At 34.4% G+C, this 25294-nt stretch carries 25 protein-coding genes, 3 pseudogenes and 1 other annotated feature; of the genes and pseudogenes, 23 read left to right on the top strand and 5 right to left on the bottom strand.

Translation table 11 applies throughout. The features are described from left to right. Positions 1-142: 142 nt before the first annotated feature. On the bottom strand, positions 143-1138 hold the full coding sequence (locus tag Q3V31_RS00725) for an excalibur calcium-binding domain-containing protein (protein WP_329761807.1): 996 nt from the start codon (positions 1136-1138) through the stop codon (positions 143-145). A 208-nt stretch (positions 1139-1346) separates the two neighbouring features. Here Q3V31_RS00725 and exsG point away from each other — a divergent pair, with 208 nt between their 5' ends. The 3 genes from exsG (at position 1347) to Q3V31_RS00710 (ending at position 3832) form a co-directional block, all read left to right on the top strand. Then, on the top strand, positions 1347-1499 hold the full coding sequence (gene exsG / locus Q3V31_RS00720; RefSeq protein ID WP_000395676.1) for an exosporium protein ExsG: 153 nt from the start codon (positions 1347-1349) through the stop codon (positions 1497-1499). 249 nt (positions 1500-1748) lie between these two features. Then, positions 1749-1958 carry a hypothetical protein gene (locus Q3V31_RS00715; RefSeq protein WP_000830289.1) on the top strand — a complete coding sequence of 70 codons (210 nt, stop codon included), beginning with the start codon at positions 1749-1751 and terminating at the stop codon, positions 1956-1958. A gap of 269 nt (positions 1959-2227) precedes the next feature. Further along, positions 2228-3832: a lipase family alpha/beta hydrolase gene (locus Q3V31_RS00710; protein WP_000512305.1), complete on the top strand. Its 1605-nt coding sequence runs from the start codon at positions 2228-2230 to the stop codon at positions 3830-3832. Positions 3833-4026: 194 nt separating this feature from the next. On the opposite strand, the gene Q3V31_RS00705 is transcribed toward Q3V31_RS00710, so the two are convergent. Further along, the gene (locus tag Q3V31_RS00705; RefSeq protein WP_000536164.1) at positions 4027-4611 is read right to left on the bottom strand and encodes a hypothetical protein; all 585 of its coding nucleotides are present in this window, start codon (positions 4609-4611) and stop codon (positions 4027-4029) included. 529 nt (positions 4612-5140) lie between these two features. Here Q3V31_RS00705 and Q3V31_RS00700 point away from each other — a divergent pair. Beyond that, positions 5141-5416: a stage V sporulation protein S gene (locus tag Q3V31_RS00700; RefSeq protein ID WP_000427797.1), complete on the top strand. Its 276-nt coding sequence runs from the start codon at positions 5141-5143 to the stop codon at positions 5414-5416. Positions 5417-5759: 343 nt separating this feature from the next. On the opposite strand, the pseudogene Q3V31_RS00695 reads toward Q3V31_RS00700, so the two are convergent. Continuing rightward, positions 5760-5998, bottom strand: a pseudogene (locus Q3V31_RS00695) (tyrosine-type recombinase/integrase); the annotation flags it as partial. 58 nt (positions 5999-6056) lie between these two features. Here Q3V31_RS00695 and Q3V31_RS00690 point away from each other — a divergent pair. Continuing rightward, a pseudogene (locus tag Q3V31_RS00690) lies at positions 6057-6203 on the top strand (nucleoside triphosphate pyrophosphohydrolase family protein); the annotation flags it as partial. A gap of 128 nt (positions 6204-6331) precedes the next feature. On the opposite strand, the gene Q3V31_RS00685 reads toward Q3V31_RS00690, so the two are convergent. Beyond that, positions 6332-6907: an exosporium leader peptide-containing protein gene (locus Q3V31_RS00685; protein ID WP_329761802.1), complete on the bottom strand. Its 576-nt coding sequence runs from the start codon at positions 6905-6907 to the stop codon at positions 6332-6334. 127 nt (positions 6908-7034) lie between these two features. Between Q3V31_RS00685 and Q3V31_RS00680 the strand changes: the two genes are divergently transcribed. From Q3V31_RS00680 to Q3V31_RS00665, 4 genes and pseudogenes are all read left to right on the top strand, one after another. Further along, positions 7035-7229 carry a hypothetical protein gene (locus Q3V31_RS00680; RefSeq protein ID WP_016129263.1) on the top strand — a complete coding sequence of 65 codons (195 nt, stop codon included), beginning with the start codon at positions 7035-7037 and terminating at the stop codon, positions 7227-7229. A gap of 41 nt (positions 7230-7270) precedes the next feature. Continuing rightward, positions 7271-7411 (top strand): hypothetical protein, encoded by a 141-nt coding sequence (locus Q3V31_RS00675; protein WP_016129264.1) that lies wholly within the window; start codon positions 7271-7273, stop codon positions 7409-7411. Positions 7412-7518: 107 nt separating this feature from the next. Further along, positions 7519-7701: pseudogene (locus Q3V31_RS00670) on the top strand (hypothetical protein). A 76-nt stretch (positions 7702-7777) separates the two neighbouring features. Then, entirely contained in the window at positions 7778-8083 is a 306-nt protein-coding gene (locus Q3V31_RS00665) for a hypothetical protein (protein WP_090813226.1), read from the top strand. 346 nt (positions 8084-8429) lie between these two features. Here Q3V31_RS00665 and Q3V31_RS00660 read toward each other — a convergent pair whose 3' ends face one another. Then, a complete protein-coding gene (locus tag Q3V31_RS00660) occupies positions 8430-9365 on the bottom strand; it encodes a hypothetical protein (protein ID WP_090813227.1) in 936 nt (311 codons plus the stop codon). A gap of 109 nt (positions 9366-9474) precedes the next feature. Between Q3V31_RS00660 and Q3V31_RS00655 the strand changes: the two genes are divergently transcribed. The 14 genes from Q3V31_RS00655 (at position 9475) to Q3V31_RS00590 (ending at position 25232) form a co-directional block, all read left to right on the top strand. Then, on the top strand, positions 9475-10122 hold the full coding sequence (locus tag Q3V31_RS00655; protein WP_090813228.1) for an HD domain-containing protein: 648 nt from the start codon (positions 9475-9477) through the stop codon (positions 10120-10122). After that, positions 10119-12014 carry an ABC-F family ATP-binding cassette domain-containing protein gene (locus tag Q3V31_RS00650; protein WP_090813229.1) on the top strand — a complete coding sequence of 632 codons (1896 nt, stop codon included), beginning with the start codon at positions 10119-10121 and terminating at the stop codon, positions 12012-12014. Before Q3V31_RS00655 ends, Q3V31_RS00650 begins: the two co-directional genes overlap by 4 nt. Before the next feature lie 75 nt (positions 12015-12089). After that, complete coding sequence (locus Q3V31_RS00645) at positions 12090-12821, top strand: Bax inhibitor-1/YccA family protein (protein WP_001260634.1); 732 nt, start codon at positions 12090-12092, stop codon at positions 12819-12821. A gap of 97 nt (positions 12822-12918) precedes the next feature. Further along, complete coding sequence (locus tag Q3V31_RS00640; protein ID WP_000975141.1) at positions 12919-13173, top strand: DUF4318 domain-containing protein; 255 nt, start codon at positions 12919-12921, stop codon at positions 13171-13173. A gap of 161 nt (positions 13174-13334) precedes the next feature. Beyond that, positions 13335-13673 carry a single-stranded DNA-binding protein gene (locus Q3V31_RS00635; protein WP_000982022.1) on the top strand — a complete coding sequence of 113 codons (339 nt, stop codon included), beginning with the start codon at positions 13335-13337 and terminating at the stop codon, positions 13671-13673. A 165-nt stretch (positions 13674-13838) separates the two neighbouring features. Further along, complete coding sequence (locus Q3V31_RS00630; protein ID WP_000692559.1) at positions 13839-14966, top strand: conserved virulence factor C family protein; 1128 nt, start codon at positions 13839-13841, stop codon at positions 14964-14966. 3 nt (positions 14967-14969) lie between these two features. After that, on the top strand, positions 14970-15353 hold the full coding sequence (locus Q3V31_RS00625) for a thiol-disulfide oxidoreductase DCC family protein (RefSeq protein ID WP_000634904.1): 384 nt from the start codon (positions 14970-14972) through the stop codon (positions 15351-15353). Positions 15354-15435: 82 nt separating this feature from the next. Then, the gene (locus Q3V31_RS00620) at positions 15436-15870 is read left to right on the top strand and encodes a BrxA/BrxB family bacilliredoxin (protein ID WP_000063704.1); all 435 of its coding nucleotides are present in this window, start codon (positions 15436-15438) and stop codon (positions 15868-15870) included. A gap of 49 nt (positions 15871-15919) precedes the next feature. Next, on the top strand, positions 15920-16696 hold the full coding sequence (locus tag Q3V31_RS00615) for a class I SAM-dependent methyltransferase (RefSeq protein ID WP_000637431.1): 777 nt from the start codon (positions 15920-15922) through the stop codon (positions 16694-16696). A gap of 40 nt (positions 16697-16736) precedes the next feature. Further along, positions 16737-16951, top strand: a binding site (T-box leader). A gap of 44 nt (positions 16952-16995) precedes the next feature. Then, positions 16996-18684, top strand: a complete 1689-nt coding sequence (gene argS, locus Q3V31_RS00610; protein WP_000385019.1) for an arginine--tRNA ligase — start codon at positions 16996-16998, stop codon at positions 18682-18684. Between the two features lie 243 nt (positions 18685-18927). Continuing rightward, on the top strand, positions 18928-19257 hold the full coding sequence (locus tag Q3V31_RS00605) for a DUF2085 domain-containing protein (protein WP_002094625.1): 330 nt from the start codon (positions 18928-18930) through the stop codon (positions 19255-19257). Between the two features lie 29 nt (positions 19258-19286). Then, a complete protein-coding gene (locus tag Q3V31_RS00600; RefSeq protein ID WP_000498597.1) occupies positions 19287-19505 on the top strand; it encodes a hypothetical protein in 219 nt (72 codons plus the stop codon). Between the two features lie 225 nt (positions 19506-19730). Then, positions 19731-20609 (top strand): methyltransferase domain-containing protein, encoded by an 879-nt coding sequence (locus Q3V31_RS00595; protein ID WP_329761800.1) that lies wholly within the window; start codon positions 19731-19733, stop codon positions 20607-20609. 420 nt (positions 20610-21029) lie between these two features. After that, positions 21030-25232, top strand: coding sequence for a tetratricopeptide repeat protein (locus Q3V31_RS00590; RefSeq protein WP_329761799.1), 4203 nt, complete (start codon positions 21030-21032; stop codon positions 25230-25232). The last annotated feature ends 62 nt before the right edge of the window (positions 25233-25294 follow it).

The raw sequence follows: 25294 nt of genomic DNA, 5'->3' as shown, positions 1-25294 counted from the left end.
ATAATGTGGTGATTGAAATCACTTTTTATGTGTCTGATTTGAGAATAATAAAATGAGTTTTATAAAAGGAAGAGGAGGGGCATTCGTCGCAATAGTTTCTGATAATAAAAAAAGAAGCTTACTAGAAGCTTCTTTTTTACTACTATTTTTCACATGCAACTCCATCGCCATCACGATCAAGTTTAGAGCTATAACCTGGTTTGTCTCTATATAAAGGAGCTTTCCCAGCAGCTCTAACTGCATCACAATTTTTGTAATATGCGTTACTTGTATTTCCTGAAGCAGGTTTTGTTTGAGTTTGCTGTGCTTTTTGTTGTTCCTGTTGTACGCGAGCTTGTTCAGCGGCTTGACGTTGTTGCTCTTCTTGTTGTTTGCGGGCTTGCTCAGCGGCTTGACGTTGTTGCTCTTCTTGCTGTTTACGAGCTTGCTCAGCGGCTTGGCGTTGTTGTTCTTCTTGTTGTTTACGAGCTTGCTCAGCAGCTTGGCGTTGTTGTTCTTCTAGTTGTTTACGGGCCTGTTCTTCAGCTTGACGCTGTTGCTCTTCTTGTTGTTTACGGGCTTGTTCTTCAGCTTGGCGTTTCTCATCCTCTTGCTTACGAGCTAGTTCCTCAGCTTGACGTTTCTCATCTTCTTGCTTACGAGCTAGTTCCTCAGCTTGGCGTTTCTCATCTTCTTGCTTACGAGTCTTTTCGTCCGATTCTTTCTTTTCTAATTCCTTTTTCTTTTCGTCATCTTTTTTCTCTTCACTATTAGAAGCAACTTGTTTATTCGTTGCTGTCGTTTTTTCAGAAGAAGGACTTGAAATACCTGATAGCGCAACAAAAATGACAAATAAAATAGCTGTGATAATAAATTGTTTTTTTGCTACACCTGTCTTTTTAATTACGGATAAGATTGCTAGAACAAGGAAAAAAATAAATAAAATTAAACTTAAAGTAGCAAAAAAATCGATGACTGGGTGTTCAGATTTTGTAGTGCCCATTTCTATTAAGAGAATTGAAATCATAAAAAGAATAACAGTAGGACGACCATATTGTTTTGTTTTTCCAGTTTTCTTAAAGAATGAAATAATACATAGTATTAAAAGAATAAAAGCTATAAAAAATAAAGCTGCACCAATATTACTCAAAATCGCCATTTTTATACCTCCATTTGTAAGATTTTCTCTATAGATTATATAGGGATTTATTGGATATTACACGTTTTATATTAATTTAGAAAATTACTATTTTTAATGGATATATAAACATTTATTTTGTATATAAGGAAAAATAGATATATTTACTATTACTTTTTGAAAGAGATTTCATAAATTATAGTATATCGATTGAAAGGAGGAGATTTGAATGGAATTTCAATTATTAGTGAATTGCGTGTTACAAGAAGGGAATGCTTACTTTTTAGTAACAAAAGTAGATGATGTTATTACGTTGAAAGTGCCAATTACAGCAGGAGTAGCAGGTTTATTCTTAGCTTTAGGTGTACCAAGATGTTCTTAATCTAGCTTTTGATAGTAAAAGGATGGGGGGACAAGCCTTATCCTTTTACTATTACATAATTTTTTTATGTAAACTAAATGAGCTGTTTTCAGTTTTTTAATATTATTTTTGCCATAGCACGTTTAAAACAGACATGCATATACTATAATGTTTCATTGGCCTTTGATGAGAAACGATAGTTTTAAAAAGTGTATCGAAAGTAGAAGTGGTACTTTTTTAATAATGAAAAAATATGAGGTGCTAGTATATATGAAAAGACGGACGTATGATATTCCAGTCGCGTTGCGAAGAGAATGGTTTTTAATAGAGTTAGCGCATTTAACAAAGAAATACGGAATTGAAATTGCAACTAGTAAAATAGAAGATGCACCATTTCTAAGAGATAAAGTTACAGAATTGAAAATAGGAGCTGGTTTGCAATACGATAAATATGATGATGAGTACATCATCGAGTTTTAAACAAAGAAGCTGCGTATAAAAGGTTATTAAAGAAACCTTTTATACGCAGCTTTTTTTGTAAAGAGAAAGCTTTATTGAGAAATATTTAAAACGATTCTTGCAAAAAGGAATGAAGGAATGTTGAGAGAATAACGTTTGATAAGAAAGGAATGTGGCTATTAATTTCTTATTCAAATGTATCGTAAAAGTAATTGATTAAATGGAATTTAAAACAATTGGTGTTCAATGTAATGATGGCGCTTTCTTTCAAGAGAAAAAGGGGGATTTTAATGGGGATTATGAAAAGGTGTATCGTATTACTTATTGTACTTTGTTTTATGAGTCCGATGGTTGTTAGTACAAATGTACACGCAGAGGTTGTAACAGAGCTTAAGACTGGCTTTCCAAATCAAGAAGTATTTACTCCTGGAGAATGGTTTTTAGGTCAGAAACCTGCTAATTATGATGAGAATAAATCACCAATTCTCTTTGTACAAGGAAGAAATGGTAATGCGGATAGTTGGTATGGAAAGACAGTATATCATGATATGAATGATATGTACGATTATGCTTTGAAAGCAGGCTATCAAACTGTATTTATTCAATTATATGATGCCGCGGGGAAAGGATCTGCTAGCCAATGGGACAATGGAAAATTGTTAGCACAAAAGCTTGAAGAGATTTATAATCATTTTGGCAAAAAAGTAAATATTGTAGCTCACAGTAAAGGTGGTATCGATACACAAGCTGCGTTAGTTGGATATGGAGCGAATCGATTTGTTGGAAATGTTATTACGCTTGCCACTCCACATTACGGATCAAATTTAGCGGATTTATCATATAGTTGGTGGGCAGGGTGGCTTGCCTCTATATTAGGTCAAAAAGATGATGGGACATATTCATTACAAATAGGTGAAATGGCAAAGTTTCGTTCTACAATAGATAATAATCCTGCAGCTAAATTAAACCGTTACTATACGGCTACTGGGACAAGCTGGGGACCTGTTTTTTCAGCATTATCTATGGGTGGGTTGTATTTGTCATCATACGGTTCTAATGATGGGTTAGTGAACGAATGGAGTGCTAAGTTACCATATGGAACACATTTATTTACAGATTCACGGTTTGATCATGATAATATACGAAAAGGTTCAGCTGTTTTCGCACGAATTGAACCATATTTACGGACAGCGAATGTACCAGTACCGGTTTTATTAGCCCCAAGTAATAGTTCAGAGGAAAAGGTAGAACAATTAAACACAACTTCTAATCAAGCTATTTTAGGAGGAGAGTTGTCACAAAATCAGTGGGTAGGACAAACTGTCGCAGTTGATAAAAAGGCAGAAGGGGTAGTTTCTGTTTTAACAGCTTCTTCGGATGTAGAAATACAACTAATTTCTCCAAAAGGAAAAGTTTATACAAATAAAGATAGTGCTGTATCTACTGGTGAAGGCGAGTCTTTCTTTAAAGGAGCGACTATAAGAACATTTAAATTTGATAAAATGGAAGCAGGAGAATGGCAAGTTAAAATGATGGCGAAGCAACCGAATGATGCATATTTAATCGTAACCGATTACAAAAAAGATGCTCCGTTCGTCCTTCAAATGCCGGCAAAAGTTAAAGTAAATAAAGCAGAGTATAAACTCAAAAAATCACCTGTAGCTCCAGAAATGAAAGGCGATCTTTCAGTAACAGTAAGAGTAATTAATAAAGATGGAAAGTTAGTTTCTGAATCAAATGAATCGCAAAATATTAATACAAATACATTTACAGGTGCTTTGAAAAATATAGAACAGCCGGGTGTATATAACGTTACAATTGATATAAAAGGGATGAATAAGGAAGGACAACCTTATAATCGTACGATAGTTAAGTCGGTTTATGTGGAGAAGTAGGAAAGAATGAATAGGTTTTAATAAAAAAAGTGCCGAATTCTTGTGGTAGAAGGATTTCGGCACTTTTTCATATTTAGTAAATGAGTAGAAAAGTGAAATGGAAGTTTATGTTGTATAAGAGGACGATAGGAATCAAAAAACGTTATGCAATAAAAAAAGATACTAAATTAGTATCTGAATGTGAGGGAATAGTATTAACTTAGTTTTGTAACTGTTAATTCAACTGAATTTATACCATTATCACAAGTTACAATACTTTGATGATTGAAACCACTATTATTTCTAAGTTGAAGAGTTGAATTAGCAGGTACCGTAACAATAGTTTCGCCAACTAGTTGAAGGCATTCGTTATTTGATGAAGTATTCATTTGAAAAGCGAAATCACCTTGACTATTAGCAAGTGGATTGTTATTTAAAAATATAGTTATGACTGGAATATGGGGAAATACAGGATTTAACGTAGTGTTAATACTTGAAATGAAAGAAATTCTATAATCACCAGCTTTACTAAATTGTATAGTAGTCGGATTTAGTAAGGAAACTCCTCCTGCCAAAGGGCCAACGTGATTAAATGGAAAAGAACCGCCAAAAGGAACCGTGATAAACTCAGTTTGCCAAAAAGTGCCGTAAGCAGGCCTAGATGATGTATGTGAATGGTCGCATGAACATTTTTTATACGAACTGGAAGATTGATGGCACGAACACTTTTTATATGAACTAGAAGAAGAGTGGCATGAACATCTTTTATATGAACTTGAAGAATGATAGTATGAACCCAATATATTACCTCCTATTATTAATAAATGTATAACACATAGTAGTTTATGCAATCGAAAAGCAATTGGCGTGTATACTTGTCCATATAAGGTAATAGATTTGGGATAAAAAGCTGGCATAATATAAAGTGCTCTAATGAGGAGATATAGTTTTCAAAAAAATGGAGTTAGAATATTCTATGTAATGAATTTTGGAGAAGAAAAAGGATGAATATTTAGCAGATAACTCTATCCAAGGTTTTAAAATGTTGAAGTATTTAAACTTTAAGATAGTATATCGCCAAAGTAAAGAAGAGAAGTATTTAAAGGGCAGCATTTTAGTGAAACAGAGAAATGGATAAAGCGATGATTAAGCTTTTAACTTAGTCGTCGCTTTTTATTTATGTAGTTGTGCAGGAAGAAGGAAAAAAATATCGAATGAATGTAATTATACAGAATTGTTTGTATTTAGTATGAATAGTAGTTAAAGATACGTTAGTTATAGTTCAAACAGTAAGAAAAGAGAGATTAAATAATAGAGGGAGCAACTTACATGGAAAATATATTAAAGGTATCCTCAAAATCAAGTCCGAATTCAGTGGCAGGTGCCATAGCAGGTGTACTAAGAGCAAGTGGCAATGTAGAAATCCAAGTAATTGGAGCTGGTTCTTTAAATCAAGCGATTAAAGCGATTGCGATTGCAAGAGGTTTTGTCGCTCCAAGTGGAATTGACTTGGTTCTTGTTCCAGCGTTTCAAGAGGTTACTATCGATAATCAAGAAAGAACAGCAATCAAATTAATTGTAGGTCCTAGAAGAAAAAGGTCTTAATAGCGAGCACTAATATAAGGGGATTTGAAAAGGTCAATAGACTTCAAAAAGTTAGAAACGTTATTTCATTTGACAGTTCCTTGGGCTTGGATACAGTATTGTACCGAATTCATGACTTTTAATTTCTACCTATAATTATCGGATTTTTCTAGAAACTTAAAAATGCCAAATCCTTTGTGACATAAGGGATTTGGCATTTTTGAAGTTTTTATGTTTTTTTAAATAAATACTAAAACTGCGCATTCTTCTCCCAAGATTCAATGATGTAGGCCTATAAACCTTATCATATCAAGGTTTATAGGCTCTGTTTTTTATTAATGCTCACATTCGAATTTTTTGGTTTTTATTTGATATTTTCATAGGGTTTTATTACATTCTCAAAATTTTCTGCGGCTTGTTGCTGCATGTTTTGTGTGATATGGCTATATTTATCTAAAGTCATTTGAATAGAAGAGTGCCCTAAGCGATCCTGAACGATTTTGGGTGCTCTCCGGCTTAAAGCATGAGAGTTGCATGTGTATGCCGTAAGTCATGAATACGAATTCGAGGAACATCAGCTTTTTTGTAATGGTCCTTAAAATAAAAAACTGAACTAGGTAATTTCCTAATTCAGCTTTTTTAACATGATTTCACCCATATAGAATTCTTGTACTACATTTCAATCATGGCTCACGAAATGGGATATACCTTAGAAGATATTGCGTAAATGAACATTTCTAAACTAGCAAAAAGATATCCGGAAGGGTTTAGCAGGGAGGCAGGTCAAAAACGTGTTGATGTGAAGTAAGACCAAATTTTAATTTTGTATAAAAATGGATACTGTATTTATGGAATTTTGATAGCCGATGTATTTATAAAATTCCCTTCAGAAGATCTAAAGGGAATTTTTATTAGTATAATCAGAATTATTGATAGTTAATTAGGTTCGATTTCTTCAGCAGTGAAAGTAACTCCGGTTACACGTTCAGTATTCCCAGCAGTTGCACGTATTAATGACGCTTCTAATACATAGGTGAAAGTTCCTACTCCAGGATTATCAAAAGCTGTAAAAGTAGAAATTAATTCGTCAAAATCTGTATTTTGAACAATTGAGAAAATCGCAAATGGTGCTACTCGTCTAATTTGATACTGTATTACAGTCCCACTAAGTGGTACGGAATTTACGCTTGACCCAGTAGTCTCTGATTGTATTGTTGCAAAAAATCTGACGGTATCCCCAGGATCATCAATAGTTATGGTTAATGTTGAAAGAGTACCAACCGTTGGACTTGTAAAAGTAAGAGGTAACATACCATTTACACCCACTGTAAATTGGTGTAATCCAGTCGCGCTGGTTGGTCCAGTCGCGTCAGTTGGCCCGATTGATCCGGTAGCTCCAGTCGCGCCCGTTGAACCAGTGGGACCTGTAGGGAATTGAAAAGGCTGCATAGGTGGGAGTGTCGGTCCAATCGAACCCGGGTTTAATGCAGCAGAAGATAAAAAATCATCCAATGTAATTCACCTCTGAAAGTTCGTATTACTTATAGTAAATGCAATGATAGAGAAAAGTGAAATGGACAAGCGGTTATATTTATGAAATTTAACAAAATCGTTATTTGAGAGAAAAGGAGAATGAACAGTGAACGTAAAGGAGTACGTCGTTTATAAAGGTGAATCATTGCTATGTATCGGAACTATACAGGAATGTGCTGATTATATGGGCGTACTTCCTGCGACAGTTCGTTTTTATACAAGACCAGCGTATCAAAGGAGAATAGCAAGTTGGAAGAATGCTAGGAACTATATAACTGTTACGGAACTTGAGGCAGCTTAGTATAAAAATTTCATTTTGTAGAAAAGGGAAATGGATAACTGATGGATTACGAATTATTTGAAGAAATGAAGCCGTATATCGAAAATGCTGTTGAAGATAAGAAGAATCCTAAAAAAGTAATTAAAACTTTAGCTAACTTAATTGAGCATGTTGCTGAGTTCTATATAGATGATACGAAATAAAAGAGCAGCTAGCAAAAGCTAACTGCTCATATAAGGAAAACGGAGAAAGATAACCATGTGTCTACAGTATTTACGGAATTTTGAGTTTTATTCAGGGGGATAGGGAAATGAAAGAAAAAATAGAGCCGGAAATGATACCTATGGCATCCTATGGGTGGAACAAAGAGAAATAATGTGTAGAGTTCCAACTGTTAATAAATGAAGAGATATATGTAATGCCAGTGTATGAGAAAGATGTAAAAGGCATGGGACAATTTTTCTGGTTAAGGAAAAATAACTTAATAAAATAATCCTTTTAGAAGAAAGTGAGGTTAAGAGAAATGTCTAAATTAAAGAAAAAGAAAACCAGAAAAGGTATTGCTCGACGTGCCAGGATTCGTCAATGGTCACCCATACATTTCTGGCATCATAGTTCTGATTGTAGCAGTATCTCTTTATATTAGTACAATCAGAAAAAAAAAGAAAGAAGAGCGAAAACACCAAAAGGCGTTAACGTTAGCTGAGCGAGAAAAACAAGAAGCAATTGAGGATGAAAGAAGAAAACAGAAAGAGATTTTAGAACAAAAAGAAAAAGAGAGAACGGAAATATGTAAAAAGCTTGTGAAGGCTTTTAACGAACAATATCCAGATGGCGTTTACTGTTACTGCAATATCGAATATACAAAAGGCTGATAAATTAACGTTTCGTAATAAATTTGATTTGAATTGATATCCTGAAATTTGTTCCGCACACAAGTTCAACAATGGGACAGTAATAACTATTTATCAAGGTGATTGTAATACAAGATTTATTGCAGAAATGTATGTTAAATGAATTGTTTTTATAATGAAAATAGATCTAATAAAGTTTAATTAAAAGGCTATTATTTGCTCATAAATAATATAAAAACACGTGGAAAAGTATGAAATTTCCTATTGAAATAGAATACAATATAACAAATGGAAAAGTGTCACAAATGCTTGTATAACAGGCATTTGTGACACTTTTATAGGTTTGTTTAACACAAAATGAATAAGATTAAAACTGCTCATTCTTCTCCCAAGATTCCACAATATAATGTGCAATCGTCGGATTAAATCCTTTACCAACTAAGAACATAATCGCAGCAACTTCTGTTAAAGCATGTTTGTGTGATGTATGTTTTGCTTCATTTAAACCGTAATCTACCCAAGGTTTTACGAAATCTAGTACAGGTTTCTTTAAAGGTAAAAACTGTGTACCGACAACTTGTTGGATTTGTTGTTGCGTCGGTTCTGTAATAGGTCCAGGTGGTAAAATTTGAGGCTGTGTAATATCAAATGTAGGTCCTGGTGGTAAGATTTGCGGTTGGGTAATATCAAGTGTTGGGCCAGGTGGTAAAATTTGTGGTTGTGTCGGATCAATCGTTTGTGGTGCCGGTGGTGAAACTCGTGGATCATAGTTTGGTTGATACATTTGAGGCTGAGTTGCGTATGGATTTTGTTGATATTGTTGTTCCTGATTTTGTGGTGTCACATATGGATTTTGTTGATATTGTTGTTCTTGATGTTCTTGATGTTCTTGATGTTGCGGTGCTGTATATGGATTTCGCTGATATTGTTGTTCCTGATTTTGTGGTGTCACATATGGATTTTGCTGATATTGATGTTCTTGATGTTGCGGTGCTGCATATGGATTTTGCTGATATTGTTGTTCTTGATTTTGTGGTGATGCATATGGATTTTGAGGATATTGTTGTTCTTGATTTTGTGGTGATGCATATGGATTTTGAGGATATTCATAATTTGGACGTGTGTCATATGGATTTTGTTGATATTCATCTTCTTGATTTTGCGGTGTTGCGTATGGATTTTGTTCGTATTGTTGTTCTTGCTGTTGAAGCTCTTGTTCCTCATATTGTTCTGTGTGTCTTTGTTCCTGTTGTTGAGGGTAAAATGGTTGTTGTGGATAAGGTGGTTGATTATTATAGAACATTTTGATTCCTCCTTCATAATGATGCCTACCACCTAGTGTATGGGCGGACAAGAAAATATGTGATGAAAAAATGTAGGCGTGTTACAATAAGTAACTGGGTGAAGATAAAATGATAAAACAAGAAAAAATAAAAAAGACAATAACTTTCGTAAAGCATATTTTAGAAAAAGATGCGAGTGGGCATGATTGGTATCATATTGAACGCGTACATAAATTGGCGATTTCTTTATCCGAGCAAGAAGGAGGAAATCGTTTTATAATTGAAATGGCAGCATTACTTCACGATGTGGCAGATGAGAAGTTAAATGATAGTGAAGAAGCAGGAATGAAAAAAGTTTCTGATTGGTTAGAAGAGTTACATGTTGAAAAAGAGGAAAGTAAGCATGTTCTTCATATCATCGCCAATATGTCTTATAAGGGTGGTCACGGTGGCACAGTTGAGTCACTTGAAGGGAAAATTGTTCAAGATGCGGATCGCTTAGATGCTCTTGGTGCAATTGGAATAGCTCGTACATTTGCATATGGCGGAGCGAAAGGGAGATTAATGTATGATCCTACTATTCCGCCGCGTGAAGTAATGACGAAAGAAGAGTATAGAAAAAATAACGATCCATCTTTAAATCATTTTTATGAAAAACTTTTAAAATTAAAAGACTTAATGAATACGAACGCGGCAAAAAAAGAGGCTGAAGTTCGTCATCGTTATATGGAACAGTTTATTGAACAATTTATGAAAGAGTGGAATGCACAAATATGAAAATGTTAACTGTGGAGAACTTATCGAAATCATACGGAGAAAAACCGTTATTTGATGGATTATCATGTAGTATTACAGAAGGACAACGTGTCGGAATTATTGGTGTAAATGGTACTGGTAAATCGACATTATTAAAAATTATTGCAGGGTTAGAAACTCCTGATACAGGTGATATGACGCATTCACGCGGATATACAATTAGTTATTTATCACAGCAACCAGAATTTGATGAGAAACTAACAGTATTAGAGCAAGTATTCCATGGTGATACACCTTTAATTCGTATTCTTCGTGATTATGAAAAAGCACTATTAAATATCGAAAAAGATCCAAGTAATGAAAAAGTACAGGAACAATTATTTGCAGTGCAGCAACGTATGGATGCAATGAGTGCATGGGAAGCAAATGCAAATGCGAAATCCCTTTTAACAAAATTAGGAATTACAGATTTCACTGCAACTGTTGGAAATTTATCTGGTGGACAGAAAAAACGTATCGCAATGGCACAATGTTTTATTGAAACACCTGATCTATTAATTTTAGACGAGCCTACGAACCATCTTGACCATGAGACAGTTGAATGGTTAGAAGAATATTTAGCAAGATATACAGGTGCGGTATTACTTGTAACCCATGATCGTTATTTCTTAGATCGTGTGACAAACCGTATTTTTGAATTAGATAACGGTAAACTATATAGCTACGAAGGAAACTATAGTACATTTTTAGAAGCGAAAGCACTTCGTGAAGAGCAAGAATCGGCACAAGAATCAAAACGCCAAAATTTATATCGTCGTGAATTAGCATGGATTCGTCGTGGTGCAAAAGCCCGTTCTACGAAACAAAAGGCACGTATTCAGCGTTTTGATGAGCTAAAGGGACAAGAAGGACCAGCTGCAAAACAGTCAGTTGATATTGCACTTAGTGGAAGTCGTCTAGGAAAGAAAGTACTTGAGTTAAAAGATGTAACGAAAAAATTTGGCGATAAGACGGTATTACATAATTTTAATCATATTGTGAAACCAGGCGATCGTATCGGAATTATTGGGGCGAATGGAAGCGGGAAATCTTCTCTATTAAATATGCTTGCAGGCAAGTTATCTCCTGATAGTGGAGAAGTTGAAGTAGGACAAACTGTAAAAGTTGCTTATTATACGCAAGAAAATGAAGAGATGAATTTAAATCAGCGTATGATTGAATATATTAAAGAGATTGCAGAAGTTATTCATACAACAGATGGAAAAGTCATTGGTGCATCTCAAATGTTAGAACGTTTCTTATTCCCGACGCATTCACATGGTACACCGCTTGGTAAATTATCTGGTGGTGAAAGAAGACGTTTATATTTATTACGTATTTTAATGGGAGAACCAAACGTACTATTACTTGATGAACCTACGAATGATCTAGATACACAAACATTAACAGTACTAGAAGATTATTTAGAAGATTTCCCAGGTGTCGTTTTAACTGTATCGCATGACCGTTACTTCTTAGATAAAGTAGTAGATGAACTGTTCATCTTTACTGGCGGAGGCGAAGTGCGAGAGTTCTTAGGTAGTTATACAGATTATTTAGAAATGGAAAAAACGAAAGAACTTATTGAGAAAGCGGAAGTTCAAAAAGAGAAAAAAGTAGTAGAAGAAGCTCCAAAACAACAACGTAAACGTAAACTTTCATACAATGAGCAGCGTGAATGGGAAACGATTGAAGATACTATTGCCGAGCTAGAAGAGAAAATTGAGTCAATTGGAGAAGAACTTTCGAAAGTTGGATCTGACTTCACAAAGGCACAAGAATTATCTGAAGCACAGCAGAAAACAGAAGAAGAGCTAGAAAAAACGATGGAAAGATGGAGTGAACTATCAGACATCGTTGAAGGATTAAAATAAAAACAAGCTGCATATATTGAAAAGTAAAGAGAAAAACTTTACACTATTGGTAGAACCTATTTTAGGAGGGAAAAAATGAGAACATCTAATCCAATGTTGAAAAAAGACGCATTTCGTAAAGAGGGAGCAAGTGCTTCTGCGATGACTATTGGCGGAACAGTAGGCAAAACGTTTATCATGCTTATCTTGCTGCTTGCAACGTCTGTCTATTCATACATACAGATGACGCAAGGTACGATGAAGATGCCAGTATTAATTGGCGCTTTAGTTATTGCGGCAATCGTCGCATTTGCGTCTATATTCTTCCCGCGCATATCACCTATTGGTGCACCAATCTATGCAGCGGTAGAGGGAGTTGTATTAGGAAGTATTTCAGCGGTTTATACAATGAAGTTTGGCGATTCTATCGTTTTAAACGCTGTATTACTAACAATCTCAATTCTATTTGCAATGTTGGTGTTGTATGCAACACGCATTGTAAAGGTAACTGATAAATTCCGTACGGGTGTAATTGCGGCTACAATGGGAATTATGGTTATGTATTTAATCGTATTCTTATTAAACATGTTCGGTGTAACTGTTCCATATATTCACCAAGGCGGAACTATCGGTATTATCATTAGTGCGGTTGTTATTGTAGTAGCTGCATTAAATTTATTACTAGATTTCGATTTAATCGAAAGTGGTGCACGTAGTGAAGCTCCAAAATATATGGAGTGGTACAGTGCAATGGGTCTAATGATGACTCTAGTATGGTTATACTTAGAAATTCTTCGTTTTGTTTCTTACTTTACGAAAAATGACTAATAAAAAAATCCTGCATGAAATGTGCAGGATTTTTTATTTTCAAAGATATATTGAAAATATGGATGTTATCAGCTTGAACTGAAGAGGGTGAAGGAATATGATGAAAGAGAAAAAAGGGATTATGAAAAAACTATTTTCTAAAAGTTTTTTCATAGAACTAGATAACGCTTTAACATATCCGTCAGCAGAAGTCATTCGTTCAGCTATTGAAGGATATGCGACAGAATGTAATGAACAATTGAAATTTGAGAGTAAAGTTAAACCGATTACTTTTTACTTAGAAAATGTAATGTACCGCGCTGAAATAAAGATGGCTCGCGGAGGATATTACATATCTTGCAGTGAAGTATAATATTTTTGGAAACCTTACATGTTTAAACTATGTAGGGTTTCTTTTTTTGATTTGTAAGATATAAAGTAATAATTTTTGCTTACAAACATATCATTTTGTGCTTTTTACCCTTCCAACATTTTTCTTTACAATGAAGAAAAATATGTGAGGTGGTATAACTTATGATGAATCGAGTTGTATTAATCGGTAGATTGACAAAGGAGCCAGAATTATACTACACAAAACAAGGTGTCGCTTATGCACGGATATGTGTTGCGGTGAATAGAGGTTTTCGAAATAGTTTAGGTGAACAACAAGTAGATTTTATTAATTGTGTTGTTTGGCGAAGGTCGGCTGAAAATGTAACAGAATATTGTACGAAGGGCTCACTTGTTGGGATTACAGGGCGTATTCATACGAGTAATTACGATGATGAACAAGGAAAGAGAATATATAGAACTGAAGTTGTGATTGAGAGCATTACATTTTTAGAGAGAAGGCGGGAGAGTGCATCGCAATAATGTTAGACTTTTAACTATAGTTTCGGATTAATTAGGTGGAAAGAGAAAGAATGAAAAATTATGATGATGGGAAGAAATCAGCAAAATTAAGCATCCGAGTAGGAGTATAAAGGGGTAACATGTTACAATACAGCTAAGAACACGCAATAAAGGAGAGTTTTTTACGTGAAGATTAAAGCAATTGAACCGACGCCAAGTCCAAATACAATGAAAGTTATTTTAAATGAAGTATTACCATCAGGAGCGCGTAATAATTATACAAATGAAAATAAAGAACAAGCACCAATGCAAGTGCAAGAAATTTTGAAAATTGAAGGCATTAAAGGTGTATACCATGTAGCAGACTTTTTAGCAGTGGAGCGAAATGCGAAGTATGACTGGAAAGTTTTATTACAACAAGTTCGTGCCGTTTTTGGTGAAGAAATAGTGGAAGAAAGCGCAGAACAACAACTTTCTCATTTTGGAGAAGTGAAAGTGTTTGTTCAAATGTTCTTTACTATTCCGATGCAAGTGAAATTAACAGATGGAACAACGGAAGAGCGTGTAGGCTTACCTGATCGTTTTAAAGAATCTATTATGAAAGTGCAAATGTCTGCACCTAATGTTGTGAAAGAGCGCAAATGGGTAGAGCAAAGTACACGTTACGGTAATTTTGAAGAAATCGGGAAAGAAGTAGTAGAAGAAATTGTTGCTGCTTATTCAGAAGAACGTGTAAATGAAACGGTTAAAGAACTATTGAATCAAGCGGGTGCTGTTGAAGTAACGATTCAAAAGCGTGAGCCATATAAAGTAACAGAAGAGATGATGAAAGATTCTGACTGGAAAAACCGTTTTGCGGCTTTAGAACAAATGGATCCTACTGAAGAAGATATGCCGATATTGAAAATGGCATTAGAGGATGAAAAAGTTTCAATCCGCCGTTTAGCAACAGCGTATTTAGGTATGGTAAAAGGTGATGGAGTATTGCCGTTATTATATAAAGCGCTATTAGATCGTTCAGTAAGTGTTCGCCGTACAGCAGGAGATTGCTTATCAGACGTAGGTGATCCAGCAGCGATGTTCGTTATGATTAAATCTCTGAAAGATTCAAGTAAATTAGTACGCTGGCGTGCAGCAATGTTCTTATTTGAACTTGGTGATGAAAGTGCAATTCCGGCACTAAAAGCAGCAGAAGATGATCCAGAGTTTGAAGTGGCGATGCAAGCGCGTTTAGCTTTAGAGCGTATTGAAGGCGGAGAAGAAGCAAAAGGTTCTGTATGGAAACAAATGACGGAGTCTCGTAAAGGGGAATAATGTATGATTGTTTTCTATGATAGTTGGTGTCCGATGTGTACAGCAGTTGCAGAGCGTACGAAAAGATTAGATAAAAAGGGTAAGATGAAATTTGTTTCATTTCGAGATGAAGATGTAGTTGAGAAGTATGAACTGTCTCAAGAATTACAAAGTAAGATGGAACAAAGATTGTATATTTTAAAAAATAATAAGTGGTATGACGGAATTCATAGCATTAACGTATTAGCAAAGTCCGTTCCATCTTATTGGTTTGCAGTGCCTTTTATAAAGCTATCTATCGTACTTGGTTTTGGAAGTAAAGTATACGATTATATCGCTAACAATAGAAAACTTGTCCCAGTTGGACACTGCCGTGAAGGGGTTTGTGAAATCCCTACAAAAAAATGAAATCATCGTTATCTTTCTTTTGCACCTATTAATAGAGCGTGATATGATGAATTTGGAATGAAAGTTGAAGGAGAGATACAAGATGTCAAATGCTTATGAAGAATACATGCGTCAAATGGTAATTCCAATGCGCCAAGAATTAGTGCGTTCTGGATTTGAAGAGTTAACTACAGAAGAAGCTGTAACAGAATTTATGGAAAACGCAACAGGTACAACTTTAGTAGTTGTAAACTCAGTTTGCGGTTGTGCAGCTGGTTTAGCGCGCCCATCAGCAGGTCAAGCGGTTGTACGTGCTGAAAAACAACCTAATCATCTTGTAACTGTATTTGCAGGTCAAGATAAAGATGCTACTGCTAAAATGCGTGAATACTTCGGAGAAATTCCTCCATCTTCACCATCTATGGCATTATTAAAAGGAAAAGAAGTTGTTCACTTCATTCACCGTCATGAAATTGAAGGTGCAACTATGGACGAAATTATTACGAACTTAGAACAAGCTTTCGAAAAGAATTGCTAAAGTAGGGGGAGAGTGAATCTCCCTCTTTTCTTTATATAGAGGTGAAACAATGATAGTAACAACAGCAGGAAGAACAAATAAAGAAATGACAGCTTATGCACATAAGGTAGCAGCAGAATTAAATAGTTCTTTCGTTATACGTAATGATATACCTGTACATAAATTGCATGAACAGCATGAACAAGATGTGCTGGTTGTAGGGAAAAATCGATTAGCTATTTATCCGAAAGGTACGGAAGAGTCGTTTTTCTTTCATCCGAACTCAGCGATGTTTCGTGTAAAAAGGTTAATGCGCGGAGAGCACGATCCGTTCGTACAAGCTGCTAAACTAGAGCGCGGAATGACAGTGTTAGATTGTACGCTCGGTATGGCATCAGATAGTATTGTAGCTAGTTATATTGTTGGTGAAGGCGGAAGAGTAACAGGACTTGAAGGAAATGAATATATGGCTTACATAATGGAAAAAGGCTTGCAAACTTGGTCTTCGTCCGTTGCAGAAATTGATGAGGCAATGCAAAGAATCGATGTAAAGCAAACAGAGCATTTTGCATTTTTAACGCAATGTGAAGACAATAGTTATGATGTTGTTTACCTCGATCCGATGTTTGAAGAAACTGTCATAGAATCAGATGGAATAAAAGGGTTAAAACACTTCGCTTTGTATCATGATATTACTGACGAAACAATTGCGGAAGCGAAGCGTGTGGCGAAAAAGCGTGTCGTTCTGAAAGATCATTTCCGTAGTTCTAGATTTGAAAAACATAATTTTCACGTATACAAAAGAAAAAGTGCTAAGTTTCACTTTGGTGTAATTGACCCTTGCTAATTGTGTGAAAAGATGTATAATAAGCAATAATTAATTAAATATACTGTCGGTGATGAAGAGAGTAGTCTTTTTCAGAAGGAAAGCGAGCTAGGGGTGGTGTGAGCCTAGTGCGGAAGAAAAAGATGAAGCGCACTTCGGAGATGCTTCTTGAATGAATAGTAGAGTAAGCCGAGGCCCCCTGTCCTCGTTATAAACGGGAAAGTGGTTCGTAATGAACAACAAGGGTGGTACCACGGGTTAAAACTCGTCTCTTTTTTAGAGACGAGTTTTTTGTATTCAAAAAATAAGGAGGTTGTAGTATGGATTATAAAACGCAGTTTGCAAAAAGTTTATCGAATATTTTTACGAATGAATTAACGAAAAATCAAATTTTAGATTTAATTGAAACACCAAAACAAGATGAATTCGGAGATGCAGCGTTCCCATGCTTTTCACTAGCGAAGCAATATAAAAAATCACCAGCTATTATCGCAAAGGAAGTTGCAGAAAAATTAAATGATCCGTTCTTTACGAAAGTAGAGGCCGTTGGTCCTTATGTAAATATATTTTTCAACCGTGAAACTGTAAGTGATGAAGTATTAAAAACGATTTTAGCTAAGAAAGAAGAGTACGGTCAAAACCACTTTGGGTGTGAAAAAACGGTAGTTATTGATTACTCATCCCCAAATATTGCAAAACCTTTTTCGATGGGGCATTTACGTTCTACAATGATAGGAAATTCGCTGAAACATATCGCCGAAAAATGTGGATATGAAGTTGTAGGGATTAATTATATTGGCGATTGGGGAACACAGTTTGGAAAATTAATTACCGCATATAAAAAATGGGGAAATGAAGCAGTAGTTAAAGAGGATCCAATACGTGAATTGTTTAAGTTATATGTTCAATTCCATGAAGAGGTAAAAGAGAACGAAGAACTAGAAGAAGAAGGGCGTGCTTGGTTTAAGAAATTAGAAGAAGGTGATGAAGAAGCAGTCGAGCTTTGGAATTGGTTCCGTCACGAATCCTTAAAAGAATTTTCTCGCATATACGAACTTCTCGGTGTAGAATTTACTAATTTTCAAGGAGAAGCTTTTTATAATAATTTAATGGAAGATTTTATTGGAATTTTAGAAGAACATGATTTGCTTGAAGAATCAGAAGGCGCATTAGTCGTTAATTTAGAAGAAGAGGGAATGCCGCCTTGCTTAATTAGAAAATCAGATGGTGCAACGATTTACGCAACACGTGACTTAACGGCAGCGTTATATCGTCAAAACACATATGCATTTGATAAAGCGCTATATGTTGTTGGCCCGGAACAAAGTTTACACTTCAATCAATTTTTCACTGTATTAAAAAAGCTTGGCTACAATTGGGTTGACGGCATGGAACATGTACCGTTTGGATTCATATTAAAAGACGGTAAGAAAATGTCGACACGTAAGGGCAGAATTATTTTATTAGAAGAAGTGCTAGAAGAAGCTGTTGCACTTGCGGAACAAAATATTGAAGAGAAAAATCCGAATTTAAAACAAAAAGAAGAAGTGGCAAAGCAAGTAGGTGTAGGAGCAGTTATCTTCCACGATTTAAAAAATGAGCGTATGCATAATATTGAATTCTCATTAGAAAATATGTTGAAATTTGAAGGGGAAACAGGACCGTATGTACAATACACACACGCGCGTGCTTGCTCTATTTTAAGAAAAGAAAGTGTAGAATTTGAAACGTGTACGTTTGCATTAAAAGATGATTATAGCTGGAGTGTCGTAAAATTACTTAATAAATTCCCACAAGTAATTGAAGCAGCCTTCAACAAAAATGAGCCATCAATCATTTCGAAATACGTATTAGATGTAGCACAATCGTTTAATAAATATTATGGTAATGTTCGTATATTAGAAGAGAGCGAAGAAAAAGACAGCAGACTTGCATTAGTGTATGCTGTGACGGTTGTATTAAAAGAGGGGTTACATTTACTTGGTGTGGAGGCACCTGAGGAGATGTAAAATAATAATTTTGTGCTTATGCGCCGTGAGAAATATTCATATTACTTTACTAATAAACTGCAGATTAAATTAAAGTGTAATATTGTAACAAAAAGAAGAATCAGGCGATCATTAACCTGATTTTTCTTTTTGTATTCTCTTGAATAAATTCTTATCTATAAAATGTTATACGCTGCGAAGTGTAAGAACTCTATAATTTTGTTGTGAAATCAATTAAAATATTTGTAGAGAGGATGGTCCGTATTGATTCGAGGTTTCATTTTACACATTCCTTGTCATAGACTACCGGAAAGGAGTTTTCTTAAACTACAAAAATACATGCCTTTATGTGCGCGATGCTCAGGTATGTTTATTGGTTTATGTATGTTTCCAATTTATTTTTTAATAACACCTTCGTTTAGTCTCTCATTCATGCTATCCTTTTTTGCTCAAATTCCATTATTAATTGATGGATTCACCCAAAAGTGGAAATGGCGAAGCAGCACAAATTTGTTAAGAGTAACTACCGGCTTATTAAGCGGTAATGGTATGGGACTATTTATTGCATCTAGTATTATATGGATTACATCTTAAACCGCATATCAACGGAGGTAGCTACTTACATGTTTTGGATTTATATAATTCTAATTTTTATATCAGGTGGAAGTGGAATTGGTTTTATTATTCATGAAAAATATATAGAAGCAACAATAGCTTTTGTTATCTGCGTATTATTTATGGTGCTACTATATTTTTATTTAAAAAGAAGCAAAAAAAAGAGAAATTTAGATTGTGACGTAATAGATTGTACCGATTGCTCAGATTGTGATTGTACTATTTAAACTTCTGCTTATCTCAATATTATTATGAAAAGGATTATATATCGTTTCAGGTATGTAATCCTTTTTATTTTTTTCAAAATTAGTTTGTCAAATAGGTGGAGAGTAAAGAACATGTACAATTTAACGTTTCAATTAAAATTAAACATCTCTAAAATTTTTAGAAACATAGGAATACATTTATTAAATGGAGAACTATAGTTTTGTATATAAAAGGAGGCGTGGGTTTTGGAAAAATATGATTGGAATAGTAAGCTAGTGTATTTAAGAAATACGAGAGATTTATATTATAACGATGATTATTTAAGTTTTTTAGTGAATACAGTTTGGAAGATTACTGAACCGGTACATATTGTTGATTATGCTTGTGGATATGGTTATTTAGGCTTAGTTTTGTTGCCTTTACTTCCAAATGGATCAAAGTATACAGGTATTGATAGCGGGGAAGCATTAATAGTTGAAGCGAGAGAGTTGTTTCGTTCGCTTCCATATGAATCAGAATTTATTAAAGGAGATGCTATAGAAATTGAATTGAAAAATAAATACGATATAGCAATCTGTCAGGCTTTCTTATTACATATGAGTTCCCCAAGAACGATGCTAGAGAAGATGATACATTCAATTAAACAAGGTGGTAAAATAATCTGTTTTGAACCACATTGGATGTCAAATATGTCTTCATACGTATTAGATGGAGAGAATCAATCGGAAATTATCCAGTTAGGTGTTTTGCAGAGATTATTTGAAAGAGATACACAGAGAAACGGTAGAGATGGCAACATTGGCATGAAAATACCAATGTATTTAAGTGAATTGGGTGTTAAAAATATTGAATGTAGAGTAAGTGATAAAGTGAATTTTTTAGATTCTAATTTAAATCAAAATGATAAGCAAGGATTATATAATTCTCTAAAAGAAGAGGGGATTGCAGGCAATCCGGGTGATAAACAGCAATTTATAGAACGTTTAATGGCCAGAGGATTAACATATGAAGAAGCGCTAGCTCAATATGAAGTGGAACTACGGTTTTTTAAAGCATTTCATATGCATTCATCTTTAGTATATGCTCCGAATATGAAAATTACATTTGGTGAAATAAAGAAGTAAATATCATATTAGAAAAGTAAGGGAGAAGGAGAATTGCTACATTTCTAATGTGGATAGGTTACCATTATTATCAAGATTTGTCGGTAAATCCATATATCTTATCAAATCGTTGATCTATTGTAAGTTACAAGAGATATATTCAGGAAATCGTTAATATAATTTCATCCACTGAATAAAGCCTCAAAAAAGAAGATAAAATTCATCTTCGAATAATACATGTTATTTCATCAAATTAAACAAAATAACGAGAAAAAGTATCGTTTTTAAGATATTTAGTTAAAAACTTGAATAATATTAAATAATATCGTTCATTATATGAGGTTTTAGTTGAATGCGTACTATATGATGTGTAAAATCTAAGCAAGTAGGTTAGAATACTGCTTGCAAATGGCAGTATAAATAATTATTTGAGGTGAATACATGCTAGATTTTAAACAATTAGAAGTTTGTTTGAAAGAAAAGAGATTTGTAGATGGATTACATGAGATAAATAATGAAATTGCACATATAAAAGAAACGAATAAGTTATCATACGTGAAGACCTGGCTTTCTAACGTTTCATCATTTGCGGAGTTTGATACATTAATTCGCCTTGCTGATGAAGGTTTGATGCATCAATATAGCTCCTTTTTAATTCGTTATACTTATAAAAAATTCCCTAATATGAGAACGCTCTCTTTATATTGTGATGAGTTAATTGATGAGCGTAAAATCCTTGATGCTGCACAATTATTAAAAGATTCTTTGGAAGAGGTAAATGAAGAGGAAACTGATGCGGACGTTTTAACGAAAGCATATTTTACGTTAGTTAGATGTTTGTTAGATATGAAGCGAAATGAAGAGGCCTATGCCTATATGCAAAAGGCGGAAAAGTATAGTACACGTGCAGTTTTTGATAAATGGGGTTACTTATATATACAGACTGGTGAGTGGGAGAAGGCAGAGGAACAACTTTTAGCCGGTCAGCAGCATAAAGATTGTGAAGAGTTAGCTACGTACCTATTGGCGCAATTATATGCATATAAAGGTGAACAGCAACGAGCATTACAACTCATAAATGATGCGATTGCAAAGTTCCCTCAAGTACCATATTTCTATTTTGAGAAAGTAAAATATTTATTAGATTTAGAGCGCTATGAAGAAATGTTAGCGGTAATAGATAAAATTAATCACATGCTTCCGCATCATGCATATACAACTTATTTTATACATTTACGTGCAGAGGCATTTTATAAAATAAATAATATTCACGATTTGCAAGCACTATTGAAAAGTGAAAAGAGTTTGAAAAATTCTCTATATCATCATATAGAAAAAAATCCTGCTGGAAAAAAGGTTCGTTTACCAATAGTTCCGGTTGTACAAAAGGATAACTACTGCGTTCCGACAAGTTTAGAAATGATGTTAGGGGTATGGGGAGAAAAACGTACGCAAGATGAAATAGCACAACATATTTTTGATGTAACAGGTTCTAAGTTTTCAGATACAGTTACATATATAGAGGAGCAAGGTTACGAATATCGTTATTTTCAAGGGAATGTGGAAAATTATAAGAGATTACTTGATCAAGGTATTCCCGTTTTATTAAGTATAGATATTGAGCACGCTTCCCATGTACAAGTACTTTCTGGTTATGACGACGTGCTGCAAGCTTTTTATATTCAAGATCCGAATTTCTTAGAACCGATTTTTGTGGAATATGATAAGTTGCAAGAAAAATATCGTTATACAGATTGTTTAGCTATTACTTTTACACCAAAAGATAGAATGGAACAACTTTCATTTTTAGATGAGGAAGAACATAATTATTATAAATCAATTTTTTCTCTTACTGATCATTTAGCTGAGCAAGATAAAGAGGGAATTGAAAAGTTAGTACTATTTTTAAAAGAAACAAGTGAAAATCCAAACACTTGGTTATATACGATTAAACATTTAGATGCGGAAGTAGATAAAGAGTTTATTCAGTTTTGTATAGAAAAATTAATGGAAAAGTTTCCGAGCTCTGACTTTGTGAAATTGCATAGTGCACAGTGTTTTATTCGTCTGCAAGATATGGAAAAAGCAGGACATATGCTTCAAAGTGTGGAGAAGAAAAGCAATCAAGCGTTGTATCATTTTATAAATGGACGGTATTCTTTTGAGCAAGATAATTATGCAGAAGCGATTGCTAGTTTTCGTTCATCATTACAACTGGATGCAGACCAACCAGTTGCGTGGAGTTTCTTAGCATTATCATACATGTATATGGATCAATCCGAAAAAGGGATAGAGTATTCTCTAACAGCTATAGAACGTAGCCCAGAAAGGTTTACACTTGTTAATCACGGTTTAATTTTAATAGATTTAGAACGATATGAAGAAGCATATGGATTCTTTAATGATTTATTAAAAGAATATAAGTATGAAGCGCACATTTGGTATGAACGTGCAAGATGTGCTCAACATTTAGGAAAAGTGTATTTGGCGGTAAAAGGACTTAAAGTAGCAATTCAATTAGATAAAACAGCAGCCTATTTATATACGAAGCTTTCGGAAATCTATGAATCAGATTTGGATGATGAGAAAAGTACGAAGGAAATTTTATTACAAGGAATTCAAAATTGTGAAGATCAGGCGTCTTTATATGTTCGTTTAGGAGATTTTTATTTTCAAAATGATGAACTTGAAGAAGCGGAAACTATTTATAAGCGCTCTTTAGAAGAAAATAATGAAGATGTATATTCTCATTTTGGTTTAATTCAAGTATACATGGCTAAGGAACAATATGAGGATGCAAAAAATTATATTGTTAATATCAATAAGCAATTTGAGGGCAATCAAGATTTCCTTATGAATGCTGGTATGGTGCTGTGGGATGCTGAAATTGCGTTAGGCGGGAATGAAGCTGAGTTGAAAACTGCACTTTCTAAATTAGAGGACGGTATACGAAAGTTATACAGTAATATAGAGAACGTGTTAGAAGAGTATGTAAATAGAATAAAAGGAACAGCTTTCGTGCAACGAGGCATAGCATTTTTAAGAACGTTACAAAAAGAAAAAACGGAAGTAATTGAATACGGTTGTTATGCTGGTATTTTATATGAATCTATTGGACAGTATGATCAGGCAATGAAGAGATATAATAAGGCAATCGAACAAAAGAGAACTGCTTTGCCATATTATCGAATCGGCGAAACATATATGGCATTAGGACAATTGACAGAAGCAAAGCAAGCGTATGAAATATGTTTAGAGCTGGATGAAAACTTCCCAGCTGTACATTTGCAACTAGCAGAAATATACGAAAAAGAAGAAGATCGTTCTAAAGAACAAAGTCATATGGTCCAGGCGATGAAAGAAGAGCCTTTGCATATTAATATGGAATATTTGGCACAGCTTTCAGTAGATTTGAATCTTCATGAAGATTTGCTGACTGAATTAGAACAATTAGCAGGAGAAGTACCCGAAATATGGCGTTTAGATGCGATTGCATATGTATATGGTGCGATGAATGAAATAGATAAAGAACAGGCGCGAATTGAAGAAGCGTTACAATTAGATGAGGGACATACAGAAGTTCTATATCATTATGCGAAAGTATTAGTGAAAAAAAGAGATGCGAGTGCAATTGAAGTTGCAATGAAAGTAATGCATAAAGAATTAAATAATGAACGTATATTTGATGTATATGTAAAAGCAGTAGAACAACATAAAAAAATATCTCAAATACGAGACGCACTTCATACGTTAAAGGTGAAAAAAGCAGAAAGAAGTATGGCATTTATGTATGCAGCAGCTGCGATTACAGAAAGATGGATTGAACGCCAACAAAATGAACAGCCGAAAAAATCTATATTTACGAGAGCTTTTTATCGTATGAAAAATCGCGCGAAAGAAATTTCAATGATTACTACAATCATTGATTTATATGAAATCTCGTTAAAATTAAATCCGAAAAATAGTATGGCAGCGAGGCGATTTGCAATATTTTACGAGAATGCGGCAATGAATAAAGAAGCAATAGAAGTATTGCAAACATCGCTAGAAAATAAATGGGATTATGATGTAGCGAAGCAACTTGTAAATCTTTTCATTGAGTGTGAAGAAGAAGGCATGTTACGAGATGCTTTGGAATTAACGAAGCAAATGGTTCGAGAACTACCGGATGATTATGATACGCTTCTTTTGCAAGCACAAGTATTCTTGAAAGCTGGGGAAGAAAGAAAAGCAGAAAAAATATGTTTACAATTAACGGGAAAAACACCGTTTGTAAGTAGAGGATTCCTTACTTTAGCAGAAATATACCAAAGTCAAGAGAGGTTTGAGGATGCGATTCATTTATTAGAAGATGCTGCTGTAGATCATCCAAATGAAACGGCAATTCTTATTGCTTTAGCATCTTCGTATCATAGAGCTGGGCGAACTGTCAAAGCAGAAAAAATAACAAATGATATATTAGAAATTGATGCTACACACTTGTTAGCAAGATACGACCACGCTTGCTACTTAGCGTTATTAAACAGAAATGAAGAGGCGAAAGAAGAACTTGAAATTGTGCTTCGTGAAGATGAGACGGGATTCTTTGCTGAACTTGCAGAGGAAGATGAAGATTTAGCGGGATTACGAGAATTTGAAAATTAATTGTATAGAAATAGATAAAAAGGATATAAATAAAAATATATTTTGAATTAGTTGACAATTAA

This window comes from Bacillus nitratireducens (genome assembly GCF_036320425.1).
In the GTDB taxonomy this organism is placed as follows: Bacteria; Bacillota; Bacilli; order Bacillales; family Bacillaceae_G; genus Bacillus_A; species Bacillus_A nitratireducens.
This window is presented reverse-complemented; position numbering and strand designations above follow the sequence as displayed.